The organism is Streptomyces sp. NPDC008317 (assembly GCF_042955955.1).
Classification (GTDB): Bacteria; Actinomycetota; Actinomycetes; order Streptomycetales; family Streptomycetaceae; genus Actinacidiphila.
This window is the reverse complement of record NZ_JBIBFQ010000014.1, coordinates 159,982-182,881: the sequence shown is the minus strand read 5'-3', so window position 1 is coordinate 182,881 and position 22,900 is coordinate 159,982. Positions and strand designations below refer to the sequence as shown.

The following is a 22,900-nucleotide window of genomic DNA, read 5'->3' as shown; positions in this document are numbered from 1 at the left end:
CTTTAGCAGAAGCTATTCGGTCGGAATTACCAACCCCGTTCCGAGCACACACGTTTCCGCGGGTCTCGTCGAGGCGGTTGTGCCAACGTACTGGACTCCCTCGCTCGGAGCAAATCGACCGCGGCCGTTGCGGTCGCGGTGACAGTCACGGTGGCTGAGGGTGGCCGGATGACAGACTTCCGATCGGGAAGGGTCATCATGTGGTCGCTTCCGCTCGGGCGGAATCCATACTTGACATGACTTAGGCTGCTCTCGCGGCCTCGCCGTCCGGTGACAGGCAGTGACGGCGTCTTGAGCTCCGCATATAGGAGGCTTCCCATGACGACCGTTTCTTCTCCGCTGGCCGGACGAGCCATCGGGCTCGCGGCAGTGCCCGACCCCGTGTTCTCCGGCGCCATGGTGGGACCGGGTACGGCCATCGACCCCGTGCGCGAGTCGACGGTGGCGGTGTCCCCGGTGGACGGAGTCGTTGTTTCTCTGCACCCGCACGCGTTCGTCGTCGTGGACGACGAAGGGCACGGAGTGCTGACGCACCTCGGCATCGACACCGTTCAGCTCAATGGCGAGGGATTCGAGTTGCTGGTGTCCAAGGGCGACACCGTCAGCCGCGGCCAGGAGGTCGTCCGGTGGAATCCGGCGGCCGTCGAGGAGGCCGGGAAGTCGCCGGTGTGCCCCGTGGTCGCGCTCGAGGCCACGGTGGAAGCGCTCGGCGAGGTCGCGGAGAGCGGCGAGATCGAAGCGGGCGGCACTCTCTTCACCTGGAAGTAGTCCCGCTCTCCGCCAGGAGTCAGGCCAGCGGGGGCACGCAACTTAAGCGGCGGCGTCATCGACCCGCCGCATCGACCGGAGACGGGTGAGATGGAGACAACGCTGCGAGGCGTCGGTGTCAGCCACGGTGTGGCGATCGGCGAGGTACGGCACATGGGCACCGCTGTTCTGGAGCCGCCCGCCAAGCAGATCCCGGCGGACGACGCTCCGCGCGAGCAGGGTCGGGCGCGACAGGCCGTCGAGGCGGTGGCCGCCGATCTGACCGCGCGTGGTCATCTCGCGGGCGGCGAGGCGCAGGCGGTGCTCGAGGCGCAGGCGCTGATGGCGCAGGACCCGGAGCTGCTGGCCGACGCCGAGCGCCGGATCGCGGTGGGGAGTACGGCCGAGCGCGCGGTGTACGACGCTTTCGCCTCCTACCGGGCGCTGTTGGCGGGCGCTGGTGAGTATCTGGCCGGTCGGGTCGCGGATCTGGACGACGTGCGGAACCGGATCGTGGCGCGGCTGCTGGGTGTGCCGATGCCGGGTGTGCCGGACAGCGACGAGCCGTATGTGCTGATCGCGCGTGATCTGGCGCCTGCGGACACGGCGCTGCTCGACCCTGCGTTGGTGCTCGGTTTCGTCACCGAGGAGGGCGGGCCGACCAGTCACAGCGCGATTCTGGCGCGGGCGCTCGGGGTGCCGGCCGTGGTGGCGCTGCCGGGTGCGGGTGAGCTGGCCGAGGGGACGCTGATCGCGGTCGACGGCAGCACCGGTGAGGTGTTCGTCGAGCCGGACGAGGAGAAGCGGACCGCGCTGTCCGAGGCGGCCGCGGCCCGGAAGGCGGCGCTGTCGGCGTCGTCGGGTCCTGGCGCGACGTCGGACGGGCACAAGGTGCCGTTGCTGGCGAATGTCGGCGGGCCGGCCGATGTGCCCGCGGCGGTGGCGGCGGGGGCGGAGGGCGTGGGTCTGTTCCGTACGGAGTTCCTGTTCCTGGACGACTCCTCGAAGGCGCCGACGGAGGACAAGCAGGTTCAGGCGTACCGCCAGGTGCTCGAGGCGTTCCCCGAGGGCCGGGTGGTGGTGCGCGTGCTCGACGCGGGCGCCGACAAGCCGCTGGAGTTCCTGACGCCCGCGGACGAGCCCAACCCGGCGCTGGGTGTGCGGGGGCTGCGGTCGCTGCTCGACCACCCGGAGGTGCTGCGGACGCAGCTCACCGCGCTGGCGAAGGCGTCGGAGGGGCTTCCGGTGTACCTGGAGGTCATGGCGCCGATGGTGGCGGACCGTCAGGACGCGAAGGCGTTCGCGGACGCGTGCCGTGCGGCGGGGCTGCGGGCGAAGTTCGGTGCGATGGTGGAGATTCCGTCGGCTGCGCTGCGCGCGCGGTCGATTCTCCAGGAGGTCGAGTTCCTGTCGCTCGGCACCAATGACCTGGCGCAGTACACCTTCGCGGCGGACCGGCAGGTCGGTGCGGTGTCGCGGCTTCAGGACCCGTGGCAGCCCGCGCTGCTCGACCTGGTGGCGGCGTCCGCGGACGCGGCTCGGGCCGAGGGCAAGAGCTGTGGTGTGTGCGGTGAGGCGGCGGCGGATCCGCTGCTCGCGTGTGTGCTGACGGGTCTGGGTGTCACCAGCCTTTCGATGGGTGCGGCGTCGATTCCTTATGTGCGGGCGACGTTGGCGAAGTACACGCTGGCGCAGTGCGAGCGTGCGGCTGCCGCGGCTCGGGCGACCGACAGCGCCGATGATGCGCGGCGGGCGGCGCAGGGCGTGCTGTCCGGCGAGTGAGCCGACGACGGCTACGACGGCGGTCGGGCCGGTTGGCGGAGGGCGTTCCACCCGTGCGGGGTGGGGCGCCCTCCGCCGTTTTGTCATCGGCCCGGTGTTCCGCGCTAGCCGGTCCCGTACTGCGGCCTCTCCCTCATGTGAGGGGTCCGAAGGGACCCGTCGGGCCGATGTGGTCGACGGGCGGTGGCGGCAGGGGGAGTCCCGCGCGGTAGACGACGCCGTGCTCGGGCGGTACGGGGTCGCCGGTGGCGGCGTCGGTGCAGTAGGCGTTGAAGACCTCCGCTTCGGTGAGCGGGTGGAGGTGGCCGTCGCGCAGGGACCAGCCGCGTACGGTGTCGGGCCGTTCGTCGTCGTGGGTGGTGCGCAGGACGACGCCTCCGGTCCGGCCGGTGGCGGTGCTGGCGGCCATGACGGTGCAGAGCACGAGGGCGTCGTTCTCCGCGAGTTCGATCGTGTCGTCGGTGTCGGCGTGTACGTGGACGGCGGCGAGCAGTGGGCCATCGTCGGCGGGGAGGCTGCACACGACGTGGTGGGTGCCGGGGCCGACGGTCTCGATGAGGCGCAGCAGGGTGTCGGAGGCGCGGTCGAAGGCGCAGTGGGCGAGGTCCTGTCCGCAGTCGGGGCAGGTGCCGGCCCGGGTGAGGGCGTCGGTGGCGCTCTCCCAGGTGGCGCGGCGGTCGGCTTCGTGGGCGAGTTGGCCGCGCAGCAGGGTGAGGGACTGGCGGGTGTAGGCGACGGAGGGGCCCGCGGCGGTCGCCTCCGCGGTGTAGTGGGTGCGGGTGGTGGCGCTGTCCGGGGGCTGGCGGGTGGTGGTGCAGTAGTCGGCGTAGGCGTCGGGGTCGAAGAGTGTGACGGCGATGTGGTGGCCCTGGGCGTGCAGGTGGCGGAGGAAGGCGTCGACGGCATGCAGATACTGTGCGTAGTTGTCGAAGGCGAAGCTGCGGTGGTCGGTCAGGGCCGCGAAGTCCTCGTCGTCCAGGAGCAGGGCGACGACGGTGGGGGCTTCGCGGCGCAGCGCCCTGCGGTGGGCCGCGCGGTGCCGGGGCGGGCGTTGTGCCTGGTCGGCGCGGGCGTGGCGGTTCTTGCGGTGGGTGGTGCGGTTCTTGGTGCTGGACATGCTTCCCCCTCGGTGTGGCACCGGGGTCCCGATGACCCCTAGTGCTCACTCACCGTAACCGGGTGCACTGACAACGGCGGTTCTGCGGCGGTCGGGTGCGGTCGGTCGAGGCGGCGCAGGACCAGGCGGCGTTGCAGGAGCGCGGCGGCGGCGAGTACGGCGCCGAGCGCGATCCAGCCGGTCGGTCCCGTGGCGATGACGACGGAGGTCATGAGCAGCGGGCCGACGCAGCGTGAGGTGGACTGGGCGAGGCCGTGCACGCCGACGTAGCTGCCCTGTGCGTCGTCGGGTGCGAGGGCGACGGACAGTTCCCAGGAGATGGCGGACTGGATCATCTCGACGACGGTGAAGGCGATGGCGGCGGCGAGGATCGCGGCGGTCGCGGCCCATCGCGTGTGGACGACGGCGACGGCCGTGGCGGCTCCGGAGAGCAGGAACCATACGGCGACCCGGCGCAGGGAGTCGGCGGCGACGCGTGGGGTCCTGCCGTGCCGGGAGAGCCGGACCTGGAAGGCGACCACGATGACGGTGTTGACGACGAAGATGGCGGCTGCGAGGCCGTGCGGGGCGTCGGTGCGGGTGATGATCCACAGCGGCATGCCGACGCTGAGCGCGCAGCCGTACAGGAACATCGCCGAGTCGAGGGCGGCGTAGAGGAGGTAACCGCGGTCCCGCCAGGGGTTCGAGGGGGCGCCGACTTCGCGGTGCGGTACGGGAGTTGTGGCCGTGGTGGCGGTCGGGGCGGTGTGGGCGGCGACGGTTCTGCTGGCCGAGGGGGGTTCGGCGCAGCGGGCGACCAGGGCGGCGACGAGGACGAAGGACAGGGCGTCGCCGAGGAGCAGGCCGCGGTAGACCGCGCTGGTGCCGATGGCCAGGGCGGCGGAGGCGCCGAGGCCGCCGACGGTGTAGCCGACGTTGACGACGGTGCGCTGTACGGCCTGGTAGCGGGCGCGGTCGGGTCCCGCGACGCGGGCGGCGAAGAGTTTGGTGAGGACGGAGGCGGAGCGTTCGCCGAAGCTGCCGAGGGCGACCAGGGGCAGCAGTTGCCAGAAGCCGTGGGCGAGCAGGAGCAGCAGGCTGGAGGCGCCGCGCAGGAGTTGGACGGCGAACAGCACGCGGGTGAGCGGCACGCGGTCGGCCAGGCGGCCCGCGACGGGCGCGCCCGCGATGCCGGCCGCGCCGCCGAGGCCGAGCAGCAGTCCGGCCTGGCCGGTGCTGAGTCCGCCGATGAGGACGAAGTAGAGGGCGGTGACGGCGACCCAGAGTCCCGAGCCTGTCTTGTCGATGAGGTTGATCCAGAGCATCCGCCGCCCGTCCGGGCCTCCTGGTATCGGCGGTATCCGCATCGTGTCCGCTCCCCCTCGTCACCGGGTCCGTTCGCCGCTCGTCCGCCACGTACTCGCTTGCCGTACGGCTTTGTATTGGTACATACTGATGTATGTGGCAACACAATATGCGATCAGCGGTGCGACGGCCAGGGAGATTGCCGCGTCGGCCGAACGGGCGGTGACCGAAGGGCGGTTGCGGCCGGGGGACGCGCTGCCGCCGGTGCGGACGCTGGCGGACGGGCTCGGTGTGAGTCCGGGGACGGTGGCGACGGCGTACAAGGAGCTGCGGCGGCGCGGGATCGTGGTGACGCGCGGGCGCGGCGGGACGGTGGTCGCGTCGGCGCCCTCGGTGGCCTCGCGGCGTCCGCCCCGGGTGCCAGAGGGGCTGCGGGATCTGGCGGGCGGCCATCCGGACCCGGCCTTCCTGCCGGATCTGGTGCCGCCGGGACGGCTGTCGCCCGGCGCGCGTTCGCACCGCGCCTCGCCCCGGCTGCCGCAGTTGGAGGAGCTGGCGCGGGCGTGGTTCCGCCGGGACGGGGTGCCCGACGGGCAGGTGACCTTCGCGCACGGCGCGCTGGACTGCGTCGCGCGGCTGCTGTCGGTGGAGCTGCGGCCCGGCGACGCGGTGGCCGTCGAGGACCCCGGCTTCCACCATCTGCTCGATCTCGTACCGGCGTTGGGGCTGCGGACGCTCGCGGTGGCGGTGGACGACGAGGGGATGCGGCCGGAAGCGCTGCGGTCGGCGCTGCGGGCCGGCGCGCGGGCGGTGGTGCTGTGTCCGCGCGCGCAGAATCCGTACGGGTCGCGGGTGTCGGAGGCGCGCCGGGAGGAGTTGCTCGCGGTGCTGGCGGGGTCGCCCGAGGTGCTGGTCGTCGAGGACGACCACAGCGCGGACACGGCGGGCGGTCCGCTGCACTCGCTGACCACGGCGGGGGTGCGGGGTCCGGGGCGATGGGCGCAGATCCGTACGGTCTCCAAGCATCTGGGCACCGATCTGCGATGGACGGCGATGGCCTGCGACCCGGTCACGCTCGCCCGGCACGACGGCCGGATGCTGCTGACGTCGGGCTGGGTCAGCCATGTGCTCCAGGAGACGGTGGTCCGGCTGATGACCGATCCGGTGACGGCGGAACTGGTCGCCGCGGCGGGGACGGCGTACACCGAGCGCCGCGAAGCGCTGATCGCGGCGCTCGCGGAGCACGGGATCACCGGGGCCGGGGTGAGCGGTCTGAATGTGTGGGTGCCGGTGCGCGACGAGGCCGCGGTCGTCAACGGCCTGCGGTCGCAGGGCTGGTGGGTGGCGGGCGGGTCGCGGTTCCGGATCGGTGCGGGTCCGGGCGTACGGATCACCGTCGCGGACCTGCGGGTGCCGGAAGCGGCCGTGCTGGCCGCCGACTTCGGTCGCGTGCTCGCCGACTCCGCGAGCACGTACGGGGGTTGAGGCACCGCACCGTGACGGGGGTGGTCAGTGAGGTGCCAGCGGCGCTATTGACGGGGGCGGCGCCGGTCAAGTATCCAGATCCTGGGCGGCATTGGTACAGACCAAATGGGAGTCCGGCATGCGAAGATCCCTCACACCCCTCCTCGCGCTCTTCGGCACGCTCGTCCTGTTCCTCGTTCCTCCCGCCTCGGCGGCCGGCGGCGTCGGCGCGGCCTTCGCCAAGACCTCGGACTGGGGCAGCGGCTACCAGGCGCAGTACACGATCACCAACGGCAGCGGTTCCGCGATCAGTTCCTGGAAGGTCGAGTTCGACCTGGCCTCCGGCAGCAGCGTCGGCAGCTACTGGGACGCGCTGCTGACCCAGTCCGCCACGTCCGGCGGCACGCACTACACGTTCACCAACCGCGACTACAACGGGACGCTCGCGCCGGGCGCCTCGGCCGTCTTCGGCTGGGTGGGTTCGGGAACCGCCACCCCCGCCAACTGCAAGCTCAACGGGGCTTCTTGCGACGCGGGCGGCGGTGGCGGCGGTTCCGACACCACGCCTCCGACCGTGCCCGGCGGCGTCACCGTGGGCTCGCCGACCAGCTCCTCGCTGACGGTGAAGTGGAACGCCTCGACCGACAACTCCGGTTCCGTGGCCGGTTACGAGGTCTCACGCAACGGCGGCACGCCGGTCGCCGTGACCGGCACCTCGTACACCGCGACGGGTCTCGCGGCGTCCACCGCGTACTCCTTCCAGGTCCGCGCCAAGGACGCGGCGGGCAACTACTCGGCGTACAGCGCGGCCGTCAGCGGCACCACGAGCGCGACCGGTGGCGGCGGGAATCCGAGCCCCGGCGTGATCCGTACCGCGCCGTACGTGGACATGGGCGCCTGGCCGACGCCGAGTCTCACGGCGATGTCCCAGGCGAGCGGCGTGAAGAGCTTCACGCTCGCCTTCGTCACCTCGGCGGGCTGCAAGGCGTCGTGGTTCAACGCCTATGACCCGCGCCAGGCGTGGGCGAAGGACCAGATCGACGCCATCAGGGCGGCCGGCGGGGACGTGAAGGTCTCCTTCGGCGGCGCGAGCGGCATCGAGCTGGCCCAGGCGTGCGGTTCGGCCAGTGCGCTGACCACCGAGTACGGCGCCGTGGTCGACGCGTACAACCTGTCCTACGTCGACTTCGACATCGAGGGCTCGGCGGTCGCGGAACCCGCGTCGATCGCCCTGCGCTCACAGGCGTTGGCGCTGCTCCAGCAGTCCCACCCGAGTCTGCGGATCTCGCTGACCCTGCCGGTGCTGCCCAACGGTCTCGACGCGAACGGGCTGAACGTGGTCACCTCCGCGAAGAACGCGGGCGTCAACCTGGACATGGTCAATGTGATGGCCATGGACTACTACCAGAGCGTCGACTACGGCGACGCGGCGGTCCGGGCCGCCAACAGCCTCTTCGGACAGCTCAAATCCCTCTATCCGACCAAGTCCGACGCGCAGCTCTGGGCGATGGTCGGCGTGACGCCGATGCTCGGCCAGAACGACGACGGACACGTCTACGACCAGGCCGACGCCCGTCAGCTCGTCGCCTTCGCGCAGAGCAAGCACCTGGGCATGCTCTCGTTCTGGGAGGAGGGCCGGGACGCCAACGCGTGCACCGGCGCCACCTACAAGTGCACCAACATCTCGCAGACGCCGTACGAGTTCTCGAAGATCTTCGCGGCGTACACCGGATGACGGCGACGCGGACGTGACCGTCGGCGCCTGAAGTGACCTTCTACGAGCGGCCCTTCGCGCGTTCGGCGGCGAGCCGCTCGTAGAAGCGCAGCACCCCGAGGTCGTCCACCGAGCCCGGGTTGACTGCCTTGTCGAGCGCGGTGCCCTGGAGGAGCCGTTTGACGGGGACCTCGATGCGCTTGCCGGTGAGGGTGTGGGGGACGCCGGGGACGGCGATGACCTCGTCGGGTACGTGGCGCGGCGAGAGTTGGGCGCGGATCGCGGTGCGGATCCGGTCGCGCAGCGCGTCGTTCAGTTCCGCGCCGTCGGCGAGCTGCACGAACAGCGGCATCCAGTAGCCGCCGTCGGGCTGTTCGATCCCGATGACCAGCGACTCGCGGATCTCCGGCAGGCGTTCGACGACCTCGTAGATGTCGGAGGAACCCATGCGGACGCCCTGGCGGTTGAGGGTGGAGTCGGAGCGGCCGTGGATGACGACGGTGCCGCGCGCGGTGAGGGTGATCCAGTCGCCGTGCCGCCACACGCCGGGGAACATCTCGAAGTAGCTCTCGCGGTAGCGGGCGCCGTCCGGGTCGTTCCAGAACCTGATGGGCATGGACGGCATGGGGTTGGTGACGACCAGCTCGCCGACCTCGTCGACGACCGGGCGGCCCTGCGCGTCCCACGCCTGCAAGTCGGTCCCCAGGCACGGCGCTTGGAGCTCACCGATGTGCACGGGGAGGGTGGGGACACCGCCCGCGAAGCAACTGCACACATCGGTGCCGCCGCTGACCGACGCGATCCACAGGTCTTCCTTGACCTCGTCGTGCAGCCAGCGGAATCCGTCCGGCGGCAGCGGCGAGCCGGTGGTGGCCACGCACTTGACGGCCGACAGGTCGACGTCACGGCCGGGGTGGATGTCCGCCTTGCGGCAGGCGATCACATACGCGGCGGAGGTGCCGAAGACGGTGGTGCCGGTCTGTTCCGCCACCCGCCACTGGGCGGCGACGTCGGGGTAGCCGGGGCTGCCGTCGTAGAGCACGACGGTGGAACCGGCCAGGAGCCCGGAGACCAGGAAATTCCACATCATCCAGCCGGTGGAGGTGTACCAGAAGAAGCGGTCGTCCGGGCCGAGGTCAAGGTGGAGGCCGGTCTGCTTGAGGTGTTCGAGCAGGATGCCGCCCTGGGACTGCACGATGGCCTTGGGCAGTCCCGTGGTGCCGGAGGAGTAGAGCACCCACAGCGGGTGGTCGAAGGGCACGGCCTCGTACGCGGGCGCGGTGTCGTCGGCGGTCAGATCCGCCCAGTCCAGGGCGCCTTCGGGGGCGGGCGTGCCGAGCAGCGGGATGTGCACGGTGGCGCGCAACGAGGGCAGCCCGGCGCGCAGTTCGGTGACGACGTCGGTCCGTTCGTGCCGCTTGCCGCCGTAGCGGTAGCCGTCCACGGTGAACAGCACGACGGGCTCAACCTGTTGGAAGCGGTCGAGGACGCTGCGGGCACCGAAGTCCGGGGCGCAGGAGGTCCATACGCCGCCGACGGCCGCGGTGGCGAGCAGCGCGACGACGGCCTGCGGGATGTTGGGCAGGTAGCCGCTGACGCGGTCGCCGGGGGTGACGCCGAGGCGGCGCAGGGCCGCGGCGAGCGAGGCGACCTGGCGGCTGAGTTCGGCCCAGCTCACCGTACCGGTCTCGTGGCTCTCGTCCAGGTGCAGCAGGGCGGGGGTGTCCGCGCGGGCCGGGTCGAGGGCCGGGCGCAGCGCGTGCTCCGCGTAGTTGAGGGTCCCGCCGGGGAACCAACGGGCGCCGGGCATCGAGGCGTCGGCGAGCACCGTCTCGTACGGGGTGCTGAAGCGGACGTCGTACCACTCGGTGATCGCGCGCCAGAAGGCGTCGGGGTCGCGGACCGACCAGGCGTGCAGCGCGTGGTAGCTCGCGGCGGGGTCGCCGGGCACGGCGGCCGGGGCGCCGTACCGCTCGGCCGTCCAGTCCTGGAACCGGGTCACCTGCGCGCGGGCGATCCGCTCGGGTCCCGGCGTCCACAGGGGCTCCGGGCTGTCGGCGGGCTCGGGCGTGGTGCTCATATGGGCGGCTCCCCGGACGGTACGCGTCGTCGCGTATCTGCGGCTGGTCCCCTGCGGGCGGAATGTCCCGCCCCGGGCCTGGGCAGGACGATGCCATGTGATCGTCTTCGGCGCCAGGGCGGGGTGGCCCACGGGTCGCGCGGCGGGGGTCGGCGGGGGCTCTGACGAGGGGTTCCGAGGGGGTGGTCCGGGCGACGGGGCGGCTCTGTTTCCGGCTCCCGCCGGGGTTCCCGCCAAGATCCCTGGGAAGATCACTCACCGGGCCCGCACGGGCCCGGCCCCGCCACTGGAGGGCACGGGCGCGCGGGGTGCGGTCCGGGTCGGCGGCGCCGGCGACCGGCGCGGGTCGCGCACCGCCCCCTCCAGGTGAACGGTGGCTGAACGAGCGGCGCGACCGGCGGTTTCGATGGAAGGGTGGGGGCATGGACGCTCGGGACCTGCTGCGGTCGGTGCGGACGGCGGGTTCCGCCGAGGGCCGGCGTGCCACACGCTCGGCCTGGCGGCGGCAGCGCACGGACGCGCGGGATCTGCCGCGGCGCGGCGCCGAGCGCGCCCGGGTGCCGGGCGCCGCACGGGAGGTGGAGCCGCTGCCCGGCGGCGGCCGGGTGCGGTTCGCGCGCTCGGTGCTGCGGATACGGGTGGCGATCGGCGGCGCTGTCTTCTGCGGCTGGGACGGCGCGGATCCCGACCCGTCGTACGCGCTGGCCGGCGGGCGGCCCGAGGCGGATCTGCGGGCGATCCTCGAACCGGACAAGGACGGCTGGCGGGTGGTGTCCGAGCGCGTCACCGTCCTGGTGTCGCGGCACGGCGCGGTGGAGATCCGCACGCCCGGCGGCGTGCTGCTGCGCAGGGAGCTGCCGCCGCGCTGGTGGGAGCCGACCGGCGGTGAGCCGGGGGTGGGCGCGCGCTGGGTGCAGCGCTCGGAGACCCCGGCCGACGCGCGGGTGTACGGGCTCGGCGGCCGGGCCGTGGGACCCCGGCTGCCCGCGGGCGGCTACCGGTTGTGGAACACCGACCCCGACGGCTCCTTCGAGCCGGGCGACGACCCGCTGTACATCACCATGCCGGTGCAGCTCGTGGTCGCCGACGCGGGCTGCCACCTGGTCTTCCACGACAACACGTGGGACGGCAGGGTGACGCTGCGGGACGGTGAGGAGGGCGCGGGCTCGGGCCACGACCGGCCGGGCGGCTGCGAGCTGCGGATGGACGGCGGGCCGCTGCGCTACTGGGTGATCACCGGTACACCGTCACGGGTGCTCAACGGCTGGACGGCGCTAACCGGCAGGCCCGCGCTGCCGCCGAGCTGGGCGCTGGGCCACCACCACTCGCGCTGGGGCTTCGGCAGCGAGCGGGAGGTGCGGCGGGTCGTGGCGGGCTACCGCGAGCGCGAACTGCCCCTGTCGGTGCTGCATCTGGACATCGACCACTTCGACGGCCACCAGGTCTTTACCGTCGACAAGGGCCGGTTTCCCGATCTGCCCGGTCTGGCCGCGGAGTTGGCCGAGTCCGGGATCCGGATGGTGTCGATCGTGGACCCGGCGGTGAAGGCGGAGCCCGGTGTGGCGGTCTACGACAGCGGCACCGAGGAAGGCGCGTTCGTGCGGGACGCGCGGGGCCGGGAGGTCAACGGCGTGGTCTGGCCGGGCGATGCGGCCTTCCCCGACTTCACCGACCCCCAGGTGCGGGCGTGGTGGGGCCGGTTGTACGCCGAGCGCCTCGATCAGGGCTTCTCCGGGGTCTGGCACGACATGAACGAGCCGGTGTCCTTCGTGTCCTTCGGCGAGAACACCCTGCCGCGCTCGGCGCGGCACTCTTTGGAGGGCCGAGGCGGCGACCACCGCGAGGCGCACAATGTGTACGGCCTGACGATGGCCCGCGCGGGCTACGAAGGGCTGCGCGAACTGCGCCCCGAGCAGCGGCCGTTCCTCTTCTCGCGCTCCGGCTGGGCGGGCATGCAGCGGTACGGCGGTACCTGGTCGGGCGATGTGTCGACCGGCTGGCCGGGGCTGCGCGCGTCCCTGTCGCTGGTCCTCGGGCTCGGCCTGTGCGGGGTGCCGTACTCGGGCCCCGATGTGGGCGGCTTCACCGGTTCACCGTCGCCCGAGCTGTATCTGCGCTGGTTCCAACTCGCCGCGTATCTGCCGTTCTTCCGCACCCATTCGGCGATCGACGCCGGGCGGCGCGAGCCGTGGGAGTTCGGCCCCGAGGTGCTGGAGCACGCGCGGGCCGCGCTGACCGAGCGGGTGCGGCTGCTGCCGTATCTGGAGTCGCTGGCGCACGTCGCGCACCGCACCGGCGCCCCGTACGTCCGCCCGCTGTGGTGGAACGCGCCGGGTGACCGGGCGTTGCGCGAGTGCGGTGACGCTTTCCTGCTGGGCGACGCGCTGTTGGTGGCTCCGGTGCTCGAACCGGGTTCGCTGACGCGGGCGATACGGCTGCCGCGCGGCCTGTGGTACGACACCGCGACCGGTACGGCGCACCGCGGGCCCGGTCAGGTGCTGCTCGACGCGCCGCTGGGCCGGATTCCGGTACTGGCGCGGGCGGGTGCGATCGTGCCGGTGGCCGGGGCGGACGGCGAGGTCGAACTGGAGGTGTGGGCACCGCGACTCGGCCGTACCGGGGGCGGTGTCGTCTTCAGCGGCGACCCGGAGGGCTGGGGCACGGCGCGGATGGAACGGTTCACCTCTCGGTGGGCGGACGGCGAGGTCGTGGTGGAGCGGGACGGCGCGGACGCCGGGGAGCCGGTCGGCTACCGGGTGCGGGTGCGCGGCACGGCGTCGTAGAAGCGGGTCGGCTACGGGGTGGCGGCACGGCGTCGTAGGGGCCGACCGGTTACCGGGTGTGCGGCGGCGTGTCGTAAGCGCCGTCGAACCAGCGGCGGGCGGCCAGGGTGTGCAGGGGGAAGCCCAACTCGGCCGGGCGCGGCAGAATCTGGTGCCCGTCGGTCTCGTCGGTCGGTACGGACGGCGGCAGTTCGGCCGCGTCGCGCTCCGGCAGCAGGCCGAACAGCAGCAGATATCCGCCGTCCTCGTCGGTGAGCGCGTCGGCGAGGGTGACGTCCGCCGCCGAGGCGCGGATGCCGGTCTCCTCCGACAGCTCCCGGACGACGGCCTGTTCCCAGCTCTCGCCGAAGTCGATGAAGCCGCCGGGCAGGGCGAGTCGGCCCAGGCGCGGCTCGATCGTCCGGCGGATCACGACGAGCCCCGTGCCGTCGGTGTGCCGTACCGGGAGCAGGACGACGGCGACGGGCAGCGGGTTGCGGTAGCTGACGGCCCCGCAGTTCCCGCAGGTGCGCGGCCATCCGGGGTCGGCGCCGAAGGGCGCGCCGCATGACGAGCAGTGAGAGTCCTTGGCCACGGCGGGACCCTATCGGACAGCGGTCGTGCGGGTGGGGTGCCGGGCCGCTTCAGAGGCGGCCTTGCGGGTCGGGCCGGCTTCTGGGCCGCGGGGCGGCTTGCGCAGGACCTGGCGGGTCGGGGACGAGGACTCCAGCAGGACGGGGGCGCCCAGGGCCGCGCCGATCGCGTCCGACCAGCGGCGTGGGTCGCGTCCGGGCGTGTCCCACAGGGCCGGGAGGGCGCGCTGGAGGCGCGCGGTGAGGGCGGCCTGGCGGGCCAGGTCGCCGGGCGGACCCGGCGGGAGGCGTTCGACGAGGGTGCCGTCGATGCCGTAGGCGCGGCAGATGCGCAGGCCGCGGGCGCGGGCGGGCGCGTCGAGGTGGGTGACGGCGAGGGCGTCCACTCCCCCGCAGACCTCCACGGCGTACGCGTGCGCGACGGCGTCGAAGTGGCCGGTGCGGAAGGCGCCTTGCCAGCGGCCGTGGCCGTTGTGCGGCTCGGGCAGCAGCGGTGTCAGCTCCGGGTCCTCGGTGACGAGCGGGCCCGGCCCGTGCCGGGTGGTGTAGGTGCGCACGACGCCCAGCCGCCGTGCCTCGCCCGGTGTGCCTGCCTCGGCCAGCAGCGTCTCGGCGTTGGCGAAGGTGGTGGTGGACCAGGTGGTGTACGGGTGGAAGCCGTGCCATTCGTCCAGCAGGACGCCCTGGGCGCCCTCGAAGACCACCGGGCCCCGTCGCAGGAGGTCGTGCAGCGCGGCCCCGTCGGTCAGGGTGACCGTACGGGCGAAGGCGGCGAGGACTTCCGCGCAGTCCTCGACCGGCGGCGCGGGAAGCGGGCCCAACTCGTCCGCCAACCGGTCGCGCAGCAGGCGCAGTTGGCGCAGCAGCCGAGGGCGTGACGCGCAGTCGCCGACGGTCGGCGCGTCACCGGGGTGGGCGAGCGCGTACGCGGCGGCCTCGCCCACGCCCATCCCGCAGGAGCCGTGCCGGTCGGCGCCGCGCGCCTGCTCCCGCAGCCGGTTGGCGGCGGCGTGGTACGGGGTGGCGATCGGCGCCGCGCGGTCGACGGACAGCAGGGCGTACGGGTCGGGGACGCCGACCGTGCGCAGGTGGTCGGCCTCGGCGGCCAGCGCGAGCGGGTCGACGGTCATGAACCGCGACAGGTGGGTGCGGACCCCGCGCAGCGTGCCGGAGCCGAACTGCGCGAAGGTGTGGTGGCGGCCGTCGGCGGTGACGACGTTGTGCGCGGCCTGGGCGCCGCCGTTGAACCGGACGACCGCCTGGACCGTACCGTCCTGGCAGAGCCGGTCCACGGCGGCGCCCTTGCCCGCGTCCCCGAATCCGAGGTCGACGACGATGGTGTGCACTACAGCCTCGTGGTGGTGGCGGGACCCGCGTCGCCGTCGGTGAGGGGCGCGTCGGAGACGGCGAGGGCGCTGCCGCGGGCCGCGCCGTCCCTGCCCCGGTCGAGTCCGGCGAGCGCCCTGCTGACGCTGTCGCCCGCCGCCGAGCCGACGTCGGCCAGGTCGGCCAGGCCCGCGGCGAGGTCGATCGCCTCCTCGCCGAGGCCCACGGTCAGCGCGATGGTCTCGCAGACCGCGTCGAGGTCGTCCAGCTCGATGACGTTCTGGCCGAGCAACTTCCGCCAGATGCCGAGCACTTCGGTGTTGCCGACGTAGGAGGAGCCCGCCGGGAGGATGTAGTGGACGTGGTAGGTGCGCTGGAGTTCGGCGACGATGTCGGTGATCGGGATGTCCTGCGGGATGCGCTCGCCGAGGACGTCCCACACCTCGCGCGCCTTGACCTTGCCGTACGGCATCTCGTCGCCGATCAGGAACAGGTAGCCGCGCCGCCCGCGCTTCTCGTGGCAGTCCAGCGCGGTGTGCCGGGCCATGGTGTAGAGCGCGAGTTCGTACGACTCGCTCATCTGGCCGCCGCCCCCGCCCTCCAGGAGGATGTTGCCGAGGTCGTCGTCCATCCGGTTGTCGGACTCGAACTGCCCGATCTGGAGGGGCACCCGGTCGCAGGTGGCGTCGCCGACCGCGCCGAACATCACCTGCGGGTGCTCGGTGTAGCCCTTGCGCAGCAGCAGGCCGAACAGCTCGGGCAGCTTGGTCTGGAGCACCTGCGGCACGGTGCGCATCGAGCCGGTGACGTCGAAGAGCACGGCGATGGCGAGCGAGGTGGGGTGTTCCGCGGAGTCGCGGCTCTCCCGCAGGGTGATGTTCTTGGGGTCGAGTGACGGGTGGGCCGCCCAACTGCTGCGCGGGGACGAGCCGGTGACGTGGTCGCTGTAGGCGAAGGCGCCGGAGCCGGACGCGGCGCGGTAGCGCGCGGCGGCGTCGTAGACATTGGTGGACCAGCTTCCGCTGCCCATGGTGGTTCCCCCTTGTGTCGTGGTGGTGGTGTCGCGGTTGTCAGATGTGCGGCATGGCGAACGGGCGGAAGGTGCGCGGCCCGTAGAGCCGTTCCAGCAGGTCGTCCAGCTCGCCGAGGAGCTGCCAGGCGTCCTGCGGGCGGGCGTTCTGCGAGGGCAGGACGCACGCGCGCAGGAAGGCGCGCATCGGCGCCGGTGCCCGGTCGCCCATGAGCTGCCGCACGCAGAGCGCGGCGAGGTGGATGTCGGTGGCCGGGGAGGCCGGTCGGCGCTCCGGGACCTCGGGCGGATAGGCGTCCCTGTGCCGGTCGACGAGGACCGGCACATGGGTGTCGAAGGCGGTCGCGTAGCACCAGTCGACCAGGACCAGGCCGTGCAACTCGGGGTGGATGAGGACGTGTTCGGGGAAGACGGCGCCGTGCACCAGCCGGGCGCGGTGGGCCCAGCCGAGCGCGGTCAGCAGGCGGCGCCACATCCAGGCCGCGTCGCGCGGGTCGAGGCCGCCGGGGTGGGCGGCGGCGACCTCGGCGAGCGTGTGGAAGCCGGTGAGCGGTACGAGCGCGTTGACGTGCCGCTCGACGCCGTCGGTGTCGCGGTGCCTGAAGCTCTCGATCAGTTGCGGGGCGTACGCGCGGTGCCGCCGTTCGCCGACGGTGTCGAGGCGGCGCAGCACGTCGGCCTCGTGCTCCAACAGGTCGTTGTCGCGGGGCCGTTGCGGGATCTTCAGTACGGCCTCGCGCCGGTCGCCGTTCTCGTCGTAGTGGGCGGTCCGCAGGACGGCGAGGTCGCCGGTGGCCAGGACCGGGCCGAGGACGTAGCGGCGGTCCGCGGTGGTGACGGTGGGAGCGGTGGCCCTTTCGTCGGTGTGGTGGTGGCGGGCGGACAGCCGGGCGAAGGCCGCGGCGGCCTCCGCGGTCCGGCCGGGCGGTGCGGCGTCGGGGTGCAGCAGCCGGGCGAGCCGCCGGTAGTGGCGGACCGCGTCGTGGGCGTCGGCCGGGAAGTCCGCGTCGAGGGCGGCGAGGGCGTCCTCGAAGGTGCGTATGTGTGCGCCCGACGGGTCGTTGCCGGGGTCGCCGAGGGGTCCGCGACTCGCGCCCCGCGTCGGGCCGTTGGTCCGGTCACCGGCCGGGTCACCGAGCGGATTCGTGGTGGCGGTCATCGGACGTCGTCCTCCCGGTCGGGGCGGAGCAGCGCCGGGTGCAGCAACCGGGCATCGCCTGCCCGGTAGAGACGGGCGCGCGGACCGCCCTTGCTGCCGGGGCGGCTGTCGGTCTCGCCGGTGGACTCCACGAAGCCCGGCACGGAGAGCACTTTGCGGTGGAAGTTGCCCGCGTGCAGCGGCGCGCCCCACACCGTCTCGTAGACCGCGCGCAATTCGCTGATGGTGAAGGTCTCGCCGAGGAAAGCCGTGGCCAGCGGGGTGTACTCGATCTTTCCGCGGGCGCGTTCCAGACCGTCCGCGAGGATGCGGTCGTGGTCGAAGGCGAGCCGGGGAGCGCTCCCGTGAGAAGCGGGCCGGCGGCCGGTACCACCCCCGTAGATTCCGGTCCGCCGACCCTGCTCGAAGGGACGCGGCGGCGCCGCGTCCGGTTGCCCTTTCGGGAGGATTGCTTCGACGGGGATCCAGGCGGCGCCCGCGGCGTCGCTTCCCGGCGTGGCATCGGGCAGTCCCGGCGCGAAGGCGAGGTACGCGATCGAGACCACGTGCATGCGCGGGTCGCGGTCGGGGACGCCGTAGGAGCCGAGCTGTTCCAGGTGGACCCGGCCGAGCGCCGTGGCGTCCAGGCCGGTCTCCTCGGCCAACTCCCGCGCCGCCGCCTCGTCCAGGGACTCGCGTCCCGCCCGGACGAATCCGCCCGGCAGTGCCCGCTCCCCCGCGAACGGCGGTCCGCCCCGCTCGACGGCCAGTACGTGCAGCCGGTCGGCGCGCAGGGTCAGCGCGACGATGTCGACGGTCACGGCAATCGGGTCGAAGGCGCGCGGATCGTAGGAGTCGAGGAAGTCCCGCTCCCGCCGCGCCGCCGACTCCCCCGCCGACTCCGGCGTGTTCACCGCGTCCGTCATGATCGCCCCCGTCTCGCGCCGAACCCACCCCGCATGTTGTTCTCAGGGTGAGTCATTCTCACTAGGAGAAGACCATAGCACCGACCCCTGACACCGTCCAGGGGCGGCGCTACTCTGCGGTAATGACGAAGCAGACGTTCAGCACTTTCGAGGAGTTCTGGCCGTACTACGTGGCGATGCACTCGAAGGCCGCCACCCGCTGGGTGCACCTGGCGGGCACGCTCACCGGCCTCGCGGTCACCGGGTACGGCCTGGCGCGGGGCCGCAAGCGGTACGCGGCGGCGCTGCCGCTGATCGGGTACGGAACGGCGTGGCCCGCCCACTTCCTGATCGAGAAGAACAATCCGGCGACCTTCGGGCACCCGGCGTGGTCGCTGCGCGGCGACGTCAAGATGATCACCACCATGCTCGCCGGACGGGACGCCGAACTGGCCGAGACGGCGGACAAGTGGCTGGCGGAGCAGGGCGGCACGGGCGACGACGCCTGACACCGCCTCGCACCGGCAGGTCCGGCCCGCCGACGTCGCGCGGTCCGGCGCTGTTCCGCCGGCGGGCCGCCCGTGGCACACTTCTGACGATCCGTCAGATGGCGAGTCGGGGAGGCCGCGTGGAGCAGCACAGGCGCACACCGCCGGTGGTCGAGGGCTGGTTCACCGAGGGGACGGGAACCGACTTCCGGCTGCTCGGCACCCGGTGCCGCGACTGCGGAAGCGTGTTCTTCCCCCGTGAGGACTCCTTCTGCCGCAACCCCGCCTGCGCGGGTACCGACTTGGACGAGTTCCCGCTCTCCAGGACCGGGCACGTCTGGTCGTACACCGACGCCCGCTACCGGACGCCGCCGCCGTATCCCTGGGACCCCGGGCGCGCGTGGCAGCCGTACACCCTGGTCGCCGTCGAGCTGGCGGACGAGCGGATGGTCGTGCTGGGACAGGCGGCGCCCGGGGTGACCCCGGCCGATCTCGCGGTCGGGATGCCGGTCGAGCTGGTGCCCGGGGTGCTCGGGGAGACGGCAGCCGACGGTACGGGCGGCGCCGACACCGGGCGCGGCACCTGGAACTGGCGGCCCGTGGGCGGTGCCCGATGACCGCCGACATCGCGGTGCTCGGTGCCGGCATGCACCCCTGGGGCAAGTGGGGGCGGCCGTTCACCGAATACGGGGTCGCCGCCGCCCGCGCGGCCCTCGCGGACGCGGGCCTCGACTGGCGCGAGGTGCGGTCGGTGGTGGGCGCCGACACCGTACGCGGCGGCTATCCCGGATACGTGGCGGGCGCGACCTTCGCGCGGGCGCTCGGCTGGCAGGGCGCCCGCGTCACCAGCGTCTACGCCGCGTGCGCCTCCGGGGCGCAGGCCATCGCGACCGCCCGCGCGCAGATCCTGGCGGGCCTCACCGACGTGGCGCTCGTGGTCGGCGCCGACTCCGCGCCCAAGGGCTTCTTCGCCCCCGCGGGCGGCGAGCGGCCCGACGACCCCGACTGGCTGCGCTTCCGGGTCCTCGGCGCCACCAACCCCGGCTACTTCGGCCTGTACGCGCGCCGCAGGATGGCCGTGCACGGTGACACACTCGACGACTTCGCGCAGGTCAAGGTCAAGAACTCCCGTGCGGGCGCGGCCAATCCACTGGCCCGCTACCGCGAGCCGGTCAGCGCCGAAGAGGTCGCGGCCTCCGCGGTCGTCGCCGATCCGCTGCGGCTGCTGGACATCTGCGCCACCTCGGACGGCGGCGCCGCGCTCGTGCTGTCGAGCATGGACTTCGCCCGGCGGCACACCTCCACCCCGGTACGGATCCGCGCGGTCTCCACCGTGACGCCCCAATACCCGCGCACCGTACCGGACTTGCCTGACATCGCGAGTGACTCCGCCGTCGCCGTGCCCCCGCCCGGACGGGAGCCGCGCGCCTCGATCGCGGCGGCGGCGTACGAGGAAGCCGGGATCGCGCCGGGAGACCTCGACCTGGCTGAGGTCTACGACCTGTCGACCGCCCTGGAACTCCAGTGGTACGAGGATCTGGGCCTGTGCCCGGCGGGTGAGGGCGCCAAGCTGCTGCGGTCGGGGGCGACCGCGCTGGGCGGCGCCATCCCGGTCAACACCAGCGGCGGCCTGGCGTCCTTCGGCGAGGCCGTACCCGCCCAGGCCATCGCGCAGGTCTGCGAGCTGGTCCGCCAGATCCGCGGCCGGGCGGAAGGGCGGCAGGTCGCGGGAGCGCGCCTCGGAATCACCGCCAACCAGGGGCTGTTCGGGCACGGCTCCGCGGTGGTCGTGGTGAAGTGACCGGGCACCGGGGGGCGCGTAGCGGATCGTACGGGCCGGGCGGACGCGCACCGGGCCGCACGGGTTGGTCGGACGCGCACCGGGCCGGACCGTACCGACGCGTGTCGGGTCACACGGTGGGGATCGGTCGCGGCTTCGTCGTGAAGTGACCTGATCGGTCACGCTTCTTGACGCTCCGTCACCCCTGGAGAACACTTCCGGTGGCGCGGAGCCGGTCGGCGGGAGGGGCACCGGCCACCGGCGGTCCGCGCCGCCGCCCGTTCCCGACACGGTCCCGCGCGGACCGGGCAAGGGAGACCGACATGAGCGACCAGCCCGTGAGCTACGTAGCCGCCATCGACCAGGGCACCACGTCCACCCGGTGCGTCGTCTTCGACAGCGGCGGCCGGATCGTCGCCGCCGACCAGCGCGACCACCGGCAGATCCTCCCCAGGCCCGGCTGGGTGGAGCACGACGCGACCGAGATCTGGGCGAAGACGCAGGCCGTGGCGGCTGGCGCGCTCGCCAGGGCCGGGCTGCGCCCCGACCAGCTCAGCGCCCTCGGGATCGCCAACCAGCGCGAGACGACGGTGCTCTGGGACCGCTCGACCGGACGCCCGGTGCACAACGCGCTGGTCTGGCAGGACACCCGCACCTCGGCGCTGTGCGCCGAACTCGGCGGCACCTACGGCCAGGACAGGTTCCGCGACGCCACCGGGTTGCCGCTGGCGCCGTACTTCTCCGGGCCCAAGGTGGCCTGGCTGCTCGACCATGTGCCGGGGCTGCGGCGGCGCGCGGAGAACGGCGAGATCGCCTTCGGCACCGTCGACTCCTGGTTGGTGTGGAATCTGACCGGCGGCGTCCACGGCGGCGTCCATGTCACCGACGTCACCAACGCCTCGCGCACCCTGCTGATGGACCTCGACACGCTGGACTGGGACCCGGCGATCCTGGCCACCATGGACATCCCCGAGGCCGTCCTGCCGGAGATACGGTCCTCCGCCGAGGTCTACGGCACCGCCGTCGGACGGCTCGCGGGCGTGCCGGTGGCCGCCGCGCTCGGCGACCAGCAGGCCGCGCTCTTCGGACAGACCTGCTTCGAGACCGGCGAGGCCAAGAACACCTACGGCGCGGGCAGCTTCCTGCTGATGAGCACCGGGGCACGGCCGGTGCCGTCCAAGAGCGGTCTGCTCACCACCGTCGGCTACCGGCTCGGCGGCGACCGGCCCGCGTACTGCCTGGAGGGCTCGATCGCCGTCACCGGGGCCCTCGTCCACTGGCTGCGCGACCAACTCGGCCTCATCCGCAGCGTGGACGAGATCGAGCCGCTGGCCGCGAGCGTGCCCGACAACGGCGGCGCCTACGTCATGCCGGCCTTCTCCGGGCTGTTCGCGCCCTATTGGCGGTCCGACGCGCGCGGTGTGATCACCGGGCTCACCGGCTTCGTCACCAAGGCGCACCTGGCGCGGGCCGTGCTGGAGGCCACGAGCTGGCAGACCCGCGAGGTGGTCGACGCGATGCAGGAGGACTCCGGCGTACGCATCGCCGAACTGCGCGTGGACGGCGGCATGACCGTCAACAGCCTGCTGATGCAGCATCAGGCCGACGTGCTGGGCGTGCCGGTGGTCCGGCCGGTCGTCGCCGAGACCACCAGCCGCGGCGCGGCCTACGCCGCGGGTCTGGCGACCGGCGTGTGGGACGGCCTCGACACGCTCAGGGCGCAGTGGGAGCGCGACACCGAGTGGAGGCCGCGCATGGCCGAGCCGCGACGTGAACTCGGTTACCGGCGTTGGAAGATGGCCGTCGAGCGGAGCTTCGGCCGGCTGGAGGAGGACGGCGAGGACGGCTCCGCCGGATAGCGATCGGCTCTGAACGGCGGCCGGTTGGCCGTCTCGCGGAAGAACCGGGCTCAGGCGCGGCCGGGCTGCGGAAGCGTCCGAGGCGGCGGCCGGGCTGCGGAAGCGTCCGACCCCAGGCAGCCGCCGGGCTCAGGTGGCGGCGGGCTCCTTGCGCCCCGTCGCCATCTGCGCCGCGTGTTCCACCACGGTGATCAGGACGTTCTTCGCCGAGTCCCGCTCGCGCGCGTCGCACAACACCACCGGCACGGAGGCGTCCAGGTCGAGGGCGTCGCGCACGATGTCCGGCGCGTGCAGCTCGGCGCCGTCGAAGCAGTTGACGGCGACCGTAAAGGGGATGCCGCGCCGCTCGAAGTAGTCGACGGCCGCGAAGCAGTCCTCCAGGCGGCGGGTGTCGGCGAGTACGACCGCGCCGAGCGCGCCCTGCGCCAACTCGTCCCACAGGAACCAGAACCGGTCCTGTCCTGGCGTGCCGAACAGATACAGCACCAGGTTGTCCCTGAGCGTGATCCGCCCGAAGTCCATGGCGACGGTGGTGGTGCGCTTGCCCTCCACGCCCTCGATGTCGTCCACCGGGCGGCCCGCCTCGCTGAGCGACTCCTCGGTGCGCAGCGGCCTGATCTCGCTGACCGCGCCCACCAGCGTGGTCTTGCCCACGCCGAAGCCGCCCGCCACCAGCAGCTTGAGCGCCACCGGCTCGTCGGCGGACGGCTTGCGGCGGCGATCCGATCGCGCGAAAGCCATGTTGTGTCTACTTCCCTGCCGGCGTTGTCAGTTGTACGTCGATCTGTACGTCGGTTGCGCTTCGTCGTACGTCTGCGGAGAGCCTAGTCC

The 22,900-nt window shown here is 72.9% G+C and carries 18 protein-coding genes; 9 read left to right on the top strand and 9 right to left on the bottom strand.

Going from position 1 to position 22,900, the window contains the following annotated elements; genetic code table 11:
- The first annotated feature begins 318 nt into the window (after nt 1-318).
- Both ACFY9V_RS34000 and ptsP read left to right on the top strand, forming a co-directional pair.
- Nucleotides 319-768, top strand: coding sequence for a PTS glucose transporter subunit IIA (locus tag ACFY9V_RS34000; RefSeq protein WP_355344104.1), 450 nt, complete (start codon nt 319-321; stop codon nt 766-768).
- A gap of 90 nt (nt 769-858) precedes the next feature.
- Nucleotides 859-2,529 carry a phosphoenolpyruvate--protein phosphotransferase gene (gene ptsP / locus ACFY9V_RS33995; RefSeq protein WP_391050064.1) on the top strand — a complete coding sequence of 557 codons (1,671 nt, stop codon included), beginning with the start codon at nt 859-861 and terminating at the stop codon, nt 2,527-2,529.
- Between the two features lie 133 nt (nt 2,530-2,662).
- Here ptsP and ACFY9V_RS33990 read toward each other — a convergent pair whose 3' ends face one another.
- Both ACFY9V_RS33990 and ACFY9V_RS33985 read right to left on the bottom strand, forming a co-directional pair.
- The gene (locus ACFY9V_RS33990) at nt 2,663-3,646 is read right to left on the bottom strand and encodes a hypothetical protein (RefSeq protein WP_391164208.1); all 984 of its coding nucleotides are present in this window, start codon (nt 3,644-3,646) and stop codon (nt 2,663-2,665) included.
- A 38-nt stretch (nt 3,647-3,684) separates the two neighbouring features.
- Nucleotides 3,685-4,992: an MFS transporter gene (locus ACFY9V_RS33985; protein ID WP_391164207.1), complete on the bottom strand. Its 1,308-nt coding sequence runs from the start codon at nt 4,990-4,992 to the stop codon at nt 3,685-3,687.
- Between the two features lie 94 nt (nt 4,993-5,086).
- On the opposite strand from ACFY9V_RS33985, the gene ACFY9V_RS33980 reads away from it, so the two are divergent.
- Together ACFY9V_RS33980 and ACFY9V_RS33975 are read left to right on the top strand one after the other, a co-directional pair.
- On the top strand, nt 5,087-6,415 hold the full coding sequence (locus tag ACFY9V_RS33980) for an aminotransferase class I/II-fold pyridoxal phosphate-dependent enzyme (protein WP_391164206.1): 1,329 nt from the start codon (nt 5,087-5,089) through the stop codon (nt 6,413-6,415).
- A 118-nt stretch (nt 6,416-6,533) separates the two neighbouring features.
- Nucleotides 6,534-8,129 (top strand): cellulose binding domain-containing protein, encoded by a 1,596-nt coding sequence (locus tag ACFY9V_RS33975; protein ID WP_391164205.1) that lies wholly within the window; start codon nt 6,534-6,536, stop codon nt 8,127-8,129.
- A gap of 40 nt (nt 8,130-8,169) precedes the next feature.
- Here ACFY9V_RS33975 and ACFY9V_RS33970 read toward each other — a convergent pair whose 3' ends face one another.
- A complete protein-coding gene (locus ACFY9V_RS33970; RefSeq protein WP_391164204.1) occupies nt 8,170-10,188 on the bottom strand; it encodes an acetoacetate--CoA ligase in 2,019 nt (672 codons plus the stop codon).
- A gap of 422 nt (nt 10,189-10,610) precedes the next feature.
- Here ACFY9V_RS33970 and ACFY9V_RS33965 point away from each other — a divergent pair, with 422 nt between their 5' ends.
- Entirely contained in the window at nt 10,611-12,971 is a 2,361-nt protein-coding gene (locus ACFY9V_RS33965; protein WP_391164203.1) for a TIM-barrel domain-containing protein, read from the top strand.
- A gap of 49 nt (nt 12,972-13,020) precedes the next feature.
- Here the strand turns inward: ACFY9V_RS33965 and ACFY9V_RS33960 are convergent, their stop codons facing one another.
- From ACFY9V_RS33960 to ACFY9V_RS33940, 5 genes are read right to left on the bottom strand one after another with little or no spacing between them, the layout of a single operon-like run.
- A complete protein-coding gene (locus ACFY9V_RS33960; protein ID WP_391050075.1) occupies nt 13,021-13,545 on the bottom strand; it encodes an NUDIX domain-containing protein in 525 nt (174 codons plus the stop codon).
- Between the two features lie 9 nt (nt 13,546-13,554).
- Entirely contained in the window at nt 13,555-14,889 is a 1,335-nt protein-coding gene (locus ACFY9V_RS33955) for an adenylosuccinate synthetase (RefSeq protein ID WP_391164202.1), read from the bottom strand.
- Nucleotides 14,889-15,899 (bottom strand): hypothetical protein, encoded by a 1,011-nt coding sequence (locus ACFY9V_RS33950; RefSeq protein WP_391164201.1) that lies wholly within the window; start codon nt 15,897-15,899, stop codon nt 14,889-14,891. Before ACFY9V_RS33950 ends, ACFY9V_RS33955 begins: the two co-directional genes overlap by 1 nt.
- 40 nt (nt 15,900-15,939) lie before the next feature.
- A complete protein-coding gene (locus ACFY9V_RS33945) occupies nt 15,940-17,058 on the bottom strand; it encodes a molecular chaperone DnaJ (RefSeq protein WP_391164200.1) in 1,119 nt (372 codons plus the stop codon).
- The gene (locus tag ACFY9V_RS33940; protein ID WP_391050080.1) at nt 17,055-17,963 is read right to left on the bottom strand and encodes an NUDIX domain-containing protein; all 909 of its coding nucleotides are present in this window, start codon (nt 17,961-17,963) and stop codon (nt 17,055-17,057) included. Before ACFY9V_RS33940 ends, ACFY9V_RS33945 begins: the two co-directional genes overlap by 4 nt.
- Before the next feature lie 122 nt (nt 17,964-18,085).
- Between ACFY9V_RS33940 and ACFY9V_RS33935 the strand changes: the two genes are divergently transcribed.
- From ACFY9V_RS33935 to glpK, 4 genes are all read left to right on the top strand, one after another.
- Nucleotides 18,086-18,451: an Mpo1-like protein gene (locus tag ACFY9V_RS33935; RefSeq protein WP_391050082.1), complete on the top strand. Its 366-nt coding sequence runs from the start codon at nt 18,086-18,088 to the stop codon at nt 18,449-18,451.
- A gap of 119 nt (nt 18,452-18,570) precedes the next feature.
- A complete protein-coding gene (locus ACFY9V_RS33930) occupies nt 18,571-19,047 on the top strand; it encodes a zinc ribbon domain-containing protein (RefSeq protein WP_391164199.1) in 477 nt (158 codons plus the stop codon).
- Entirely contained in the window at nt 19,044-20,231 is a 1,188-nt protein-coding gene (locus tag ACFY9V_RS33925) for a lipid-transfer protein (RefSeq protein ID WP_391164197.1), read from the top strand. Before ACFY9V_RS33930 ends, ACFY9V_RS33925 begins: the two co-directional genes overlap by 4 nt.
- A gap of 302 nt (nt 20,232-20,533) precedes the next feature.
- Nucleotides 20,534-22,069, top strand: coding sequence for a glycerol kinase GlpK (glpK, locus tag ACFY9V_RS33920; protein WP_391164196.1), 1,536 nt, complete (start codon nt 20,534-20,536; stop codon nt 22,067-22,069).
- 129 nt (nt 22,070-22,198) lie between these two features.
- Here the strand turns inward: glpK and ACFY9V_RS33915 are convergent, their stop codons facing one another.
- On the bottom strand, nt 22,199-22,810 hold the full coding sequence (locus ACFY9V_RS33915) for an ATP/GTP-binding protein (protein WP_391164195.1): 612 nt from the start codon (nt 22,808-22,810) through the stop codon (nt 22,199-22,201).
- Between the last annotated feature and the right edge of the window lie 90 nt (nt 22,811-22,900).

Coding starts and splice junctions, on each gene's coding strand:
- ACFY9V_RS33975 (WP_391164205.1), top strand. CDS start 6,534: ATGCGAAGATCCCTCACACCCCTCCTCGCGCTCTTCGGCACGCTCGTC.
- ACFY9V_RS33935 (WP_391050082.1), top strand. CDS start 18,086: ATGACGAAGCAGACGTTCAGCACTTTCGAGGAGTTCTGGCCGTACTAC.
- ptsP (WP_391050064.1), top strand. CDS start 859: ATGGAGACAACGCTGCGAGGCGTCGGTGTCAGCCACGGTGTGGCGATC.
- ACFY9V_RS33925 (WP_391164197.1), top strand. CDS start 19,044: ATGACCGCCGACATCGCGGTGCTCGGTGCCGGCATGCACCCCTGGGGC.
- ACFY9V_RS33940 (WP_391050080.1), bottom strand. CDS start 17,963: ATGACGGACGCGGTGAACACGCCGGAGTCGGCGGGGGAGTCGGCGGCG.
- ACFY9V_RS33965 (WP_391164203.1), top strand. CDS start 10,611: ATGGACGCTCGGGACCTGCTGCGGTCGGTGCGGACGGCGGGTTCCGCC.
- ACFY9V_RS33950 (WP_391164201.1), bottom strand. CDS start 15,899: ATGGGCAGCGGAAGCTGGTCCACCAATGTCTACGACGCCGCCGCGCGC.
- ACFY9V_RS34000 (WP_355344104.1), top strand. CDS start 319: ATGACGACCGTTTCTTCTCCGCTGGCCGGACGAGCCATCGGGCTCGCG.
- glpK (WP_391164196.1), top strand. CDS start 20,534: ATGAGCGACCAGCCCGTGAGCTACGTAGCCGCCATCGACCAGGGCACC.
- ACFY9V_RS33970 (WP_391164204.1), bottom strand. CDS start 10,188: ATGAGCACCACGCCCGAGCCCGCCGACAGCCCGGAGCCCCTGTGGACG.
- ACFY9V_RS33985 (WP_391164207.1), bottom strand. CDS start 4,992: ATGCGGATACCGCCGATACCAGGAGGCCCGGACGGGCGGCGGATGCTC.
- ACFY9V_RS33990 (WP_391164208.1), bottom strand. CDS start 3,646: ATGTCCAGCACCAAGAACCGCACCACCCACCGCAAGAACCGCCACGCC.
- ACFY9V_RS33945 (WP_391164200.1), bottom strand. CDS start 17,058: ATGACCGCCACCACGAATCCGCTCGGTGACCCGGCCGGTGACCGGACC.
- ACFY9V_RS33915 (WP_391164195.1), bottom strand. CDS start 22,810: ATGGCTTTCGCGCGATCGGATCGCCGCCGCAAGCCGTCCGCCGACGAG.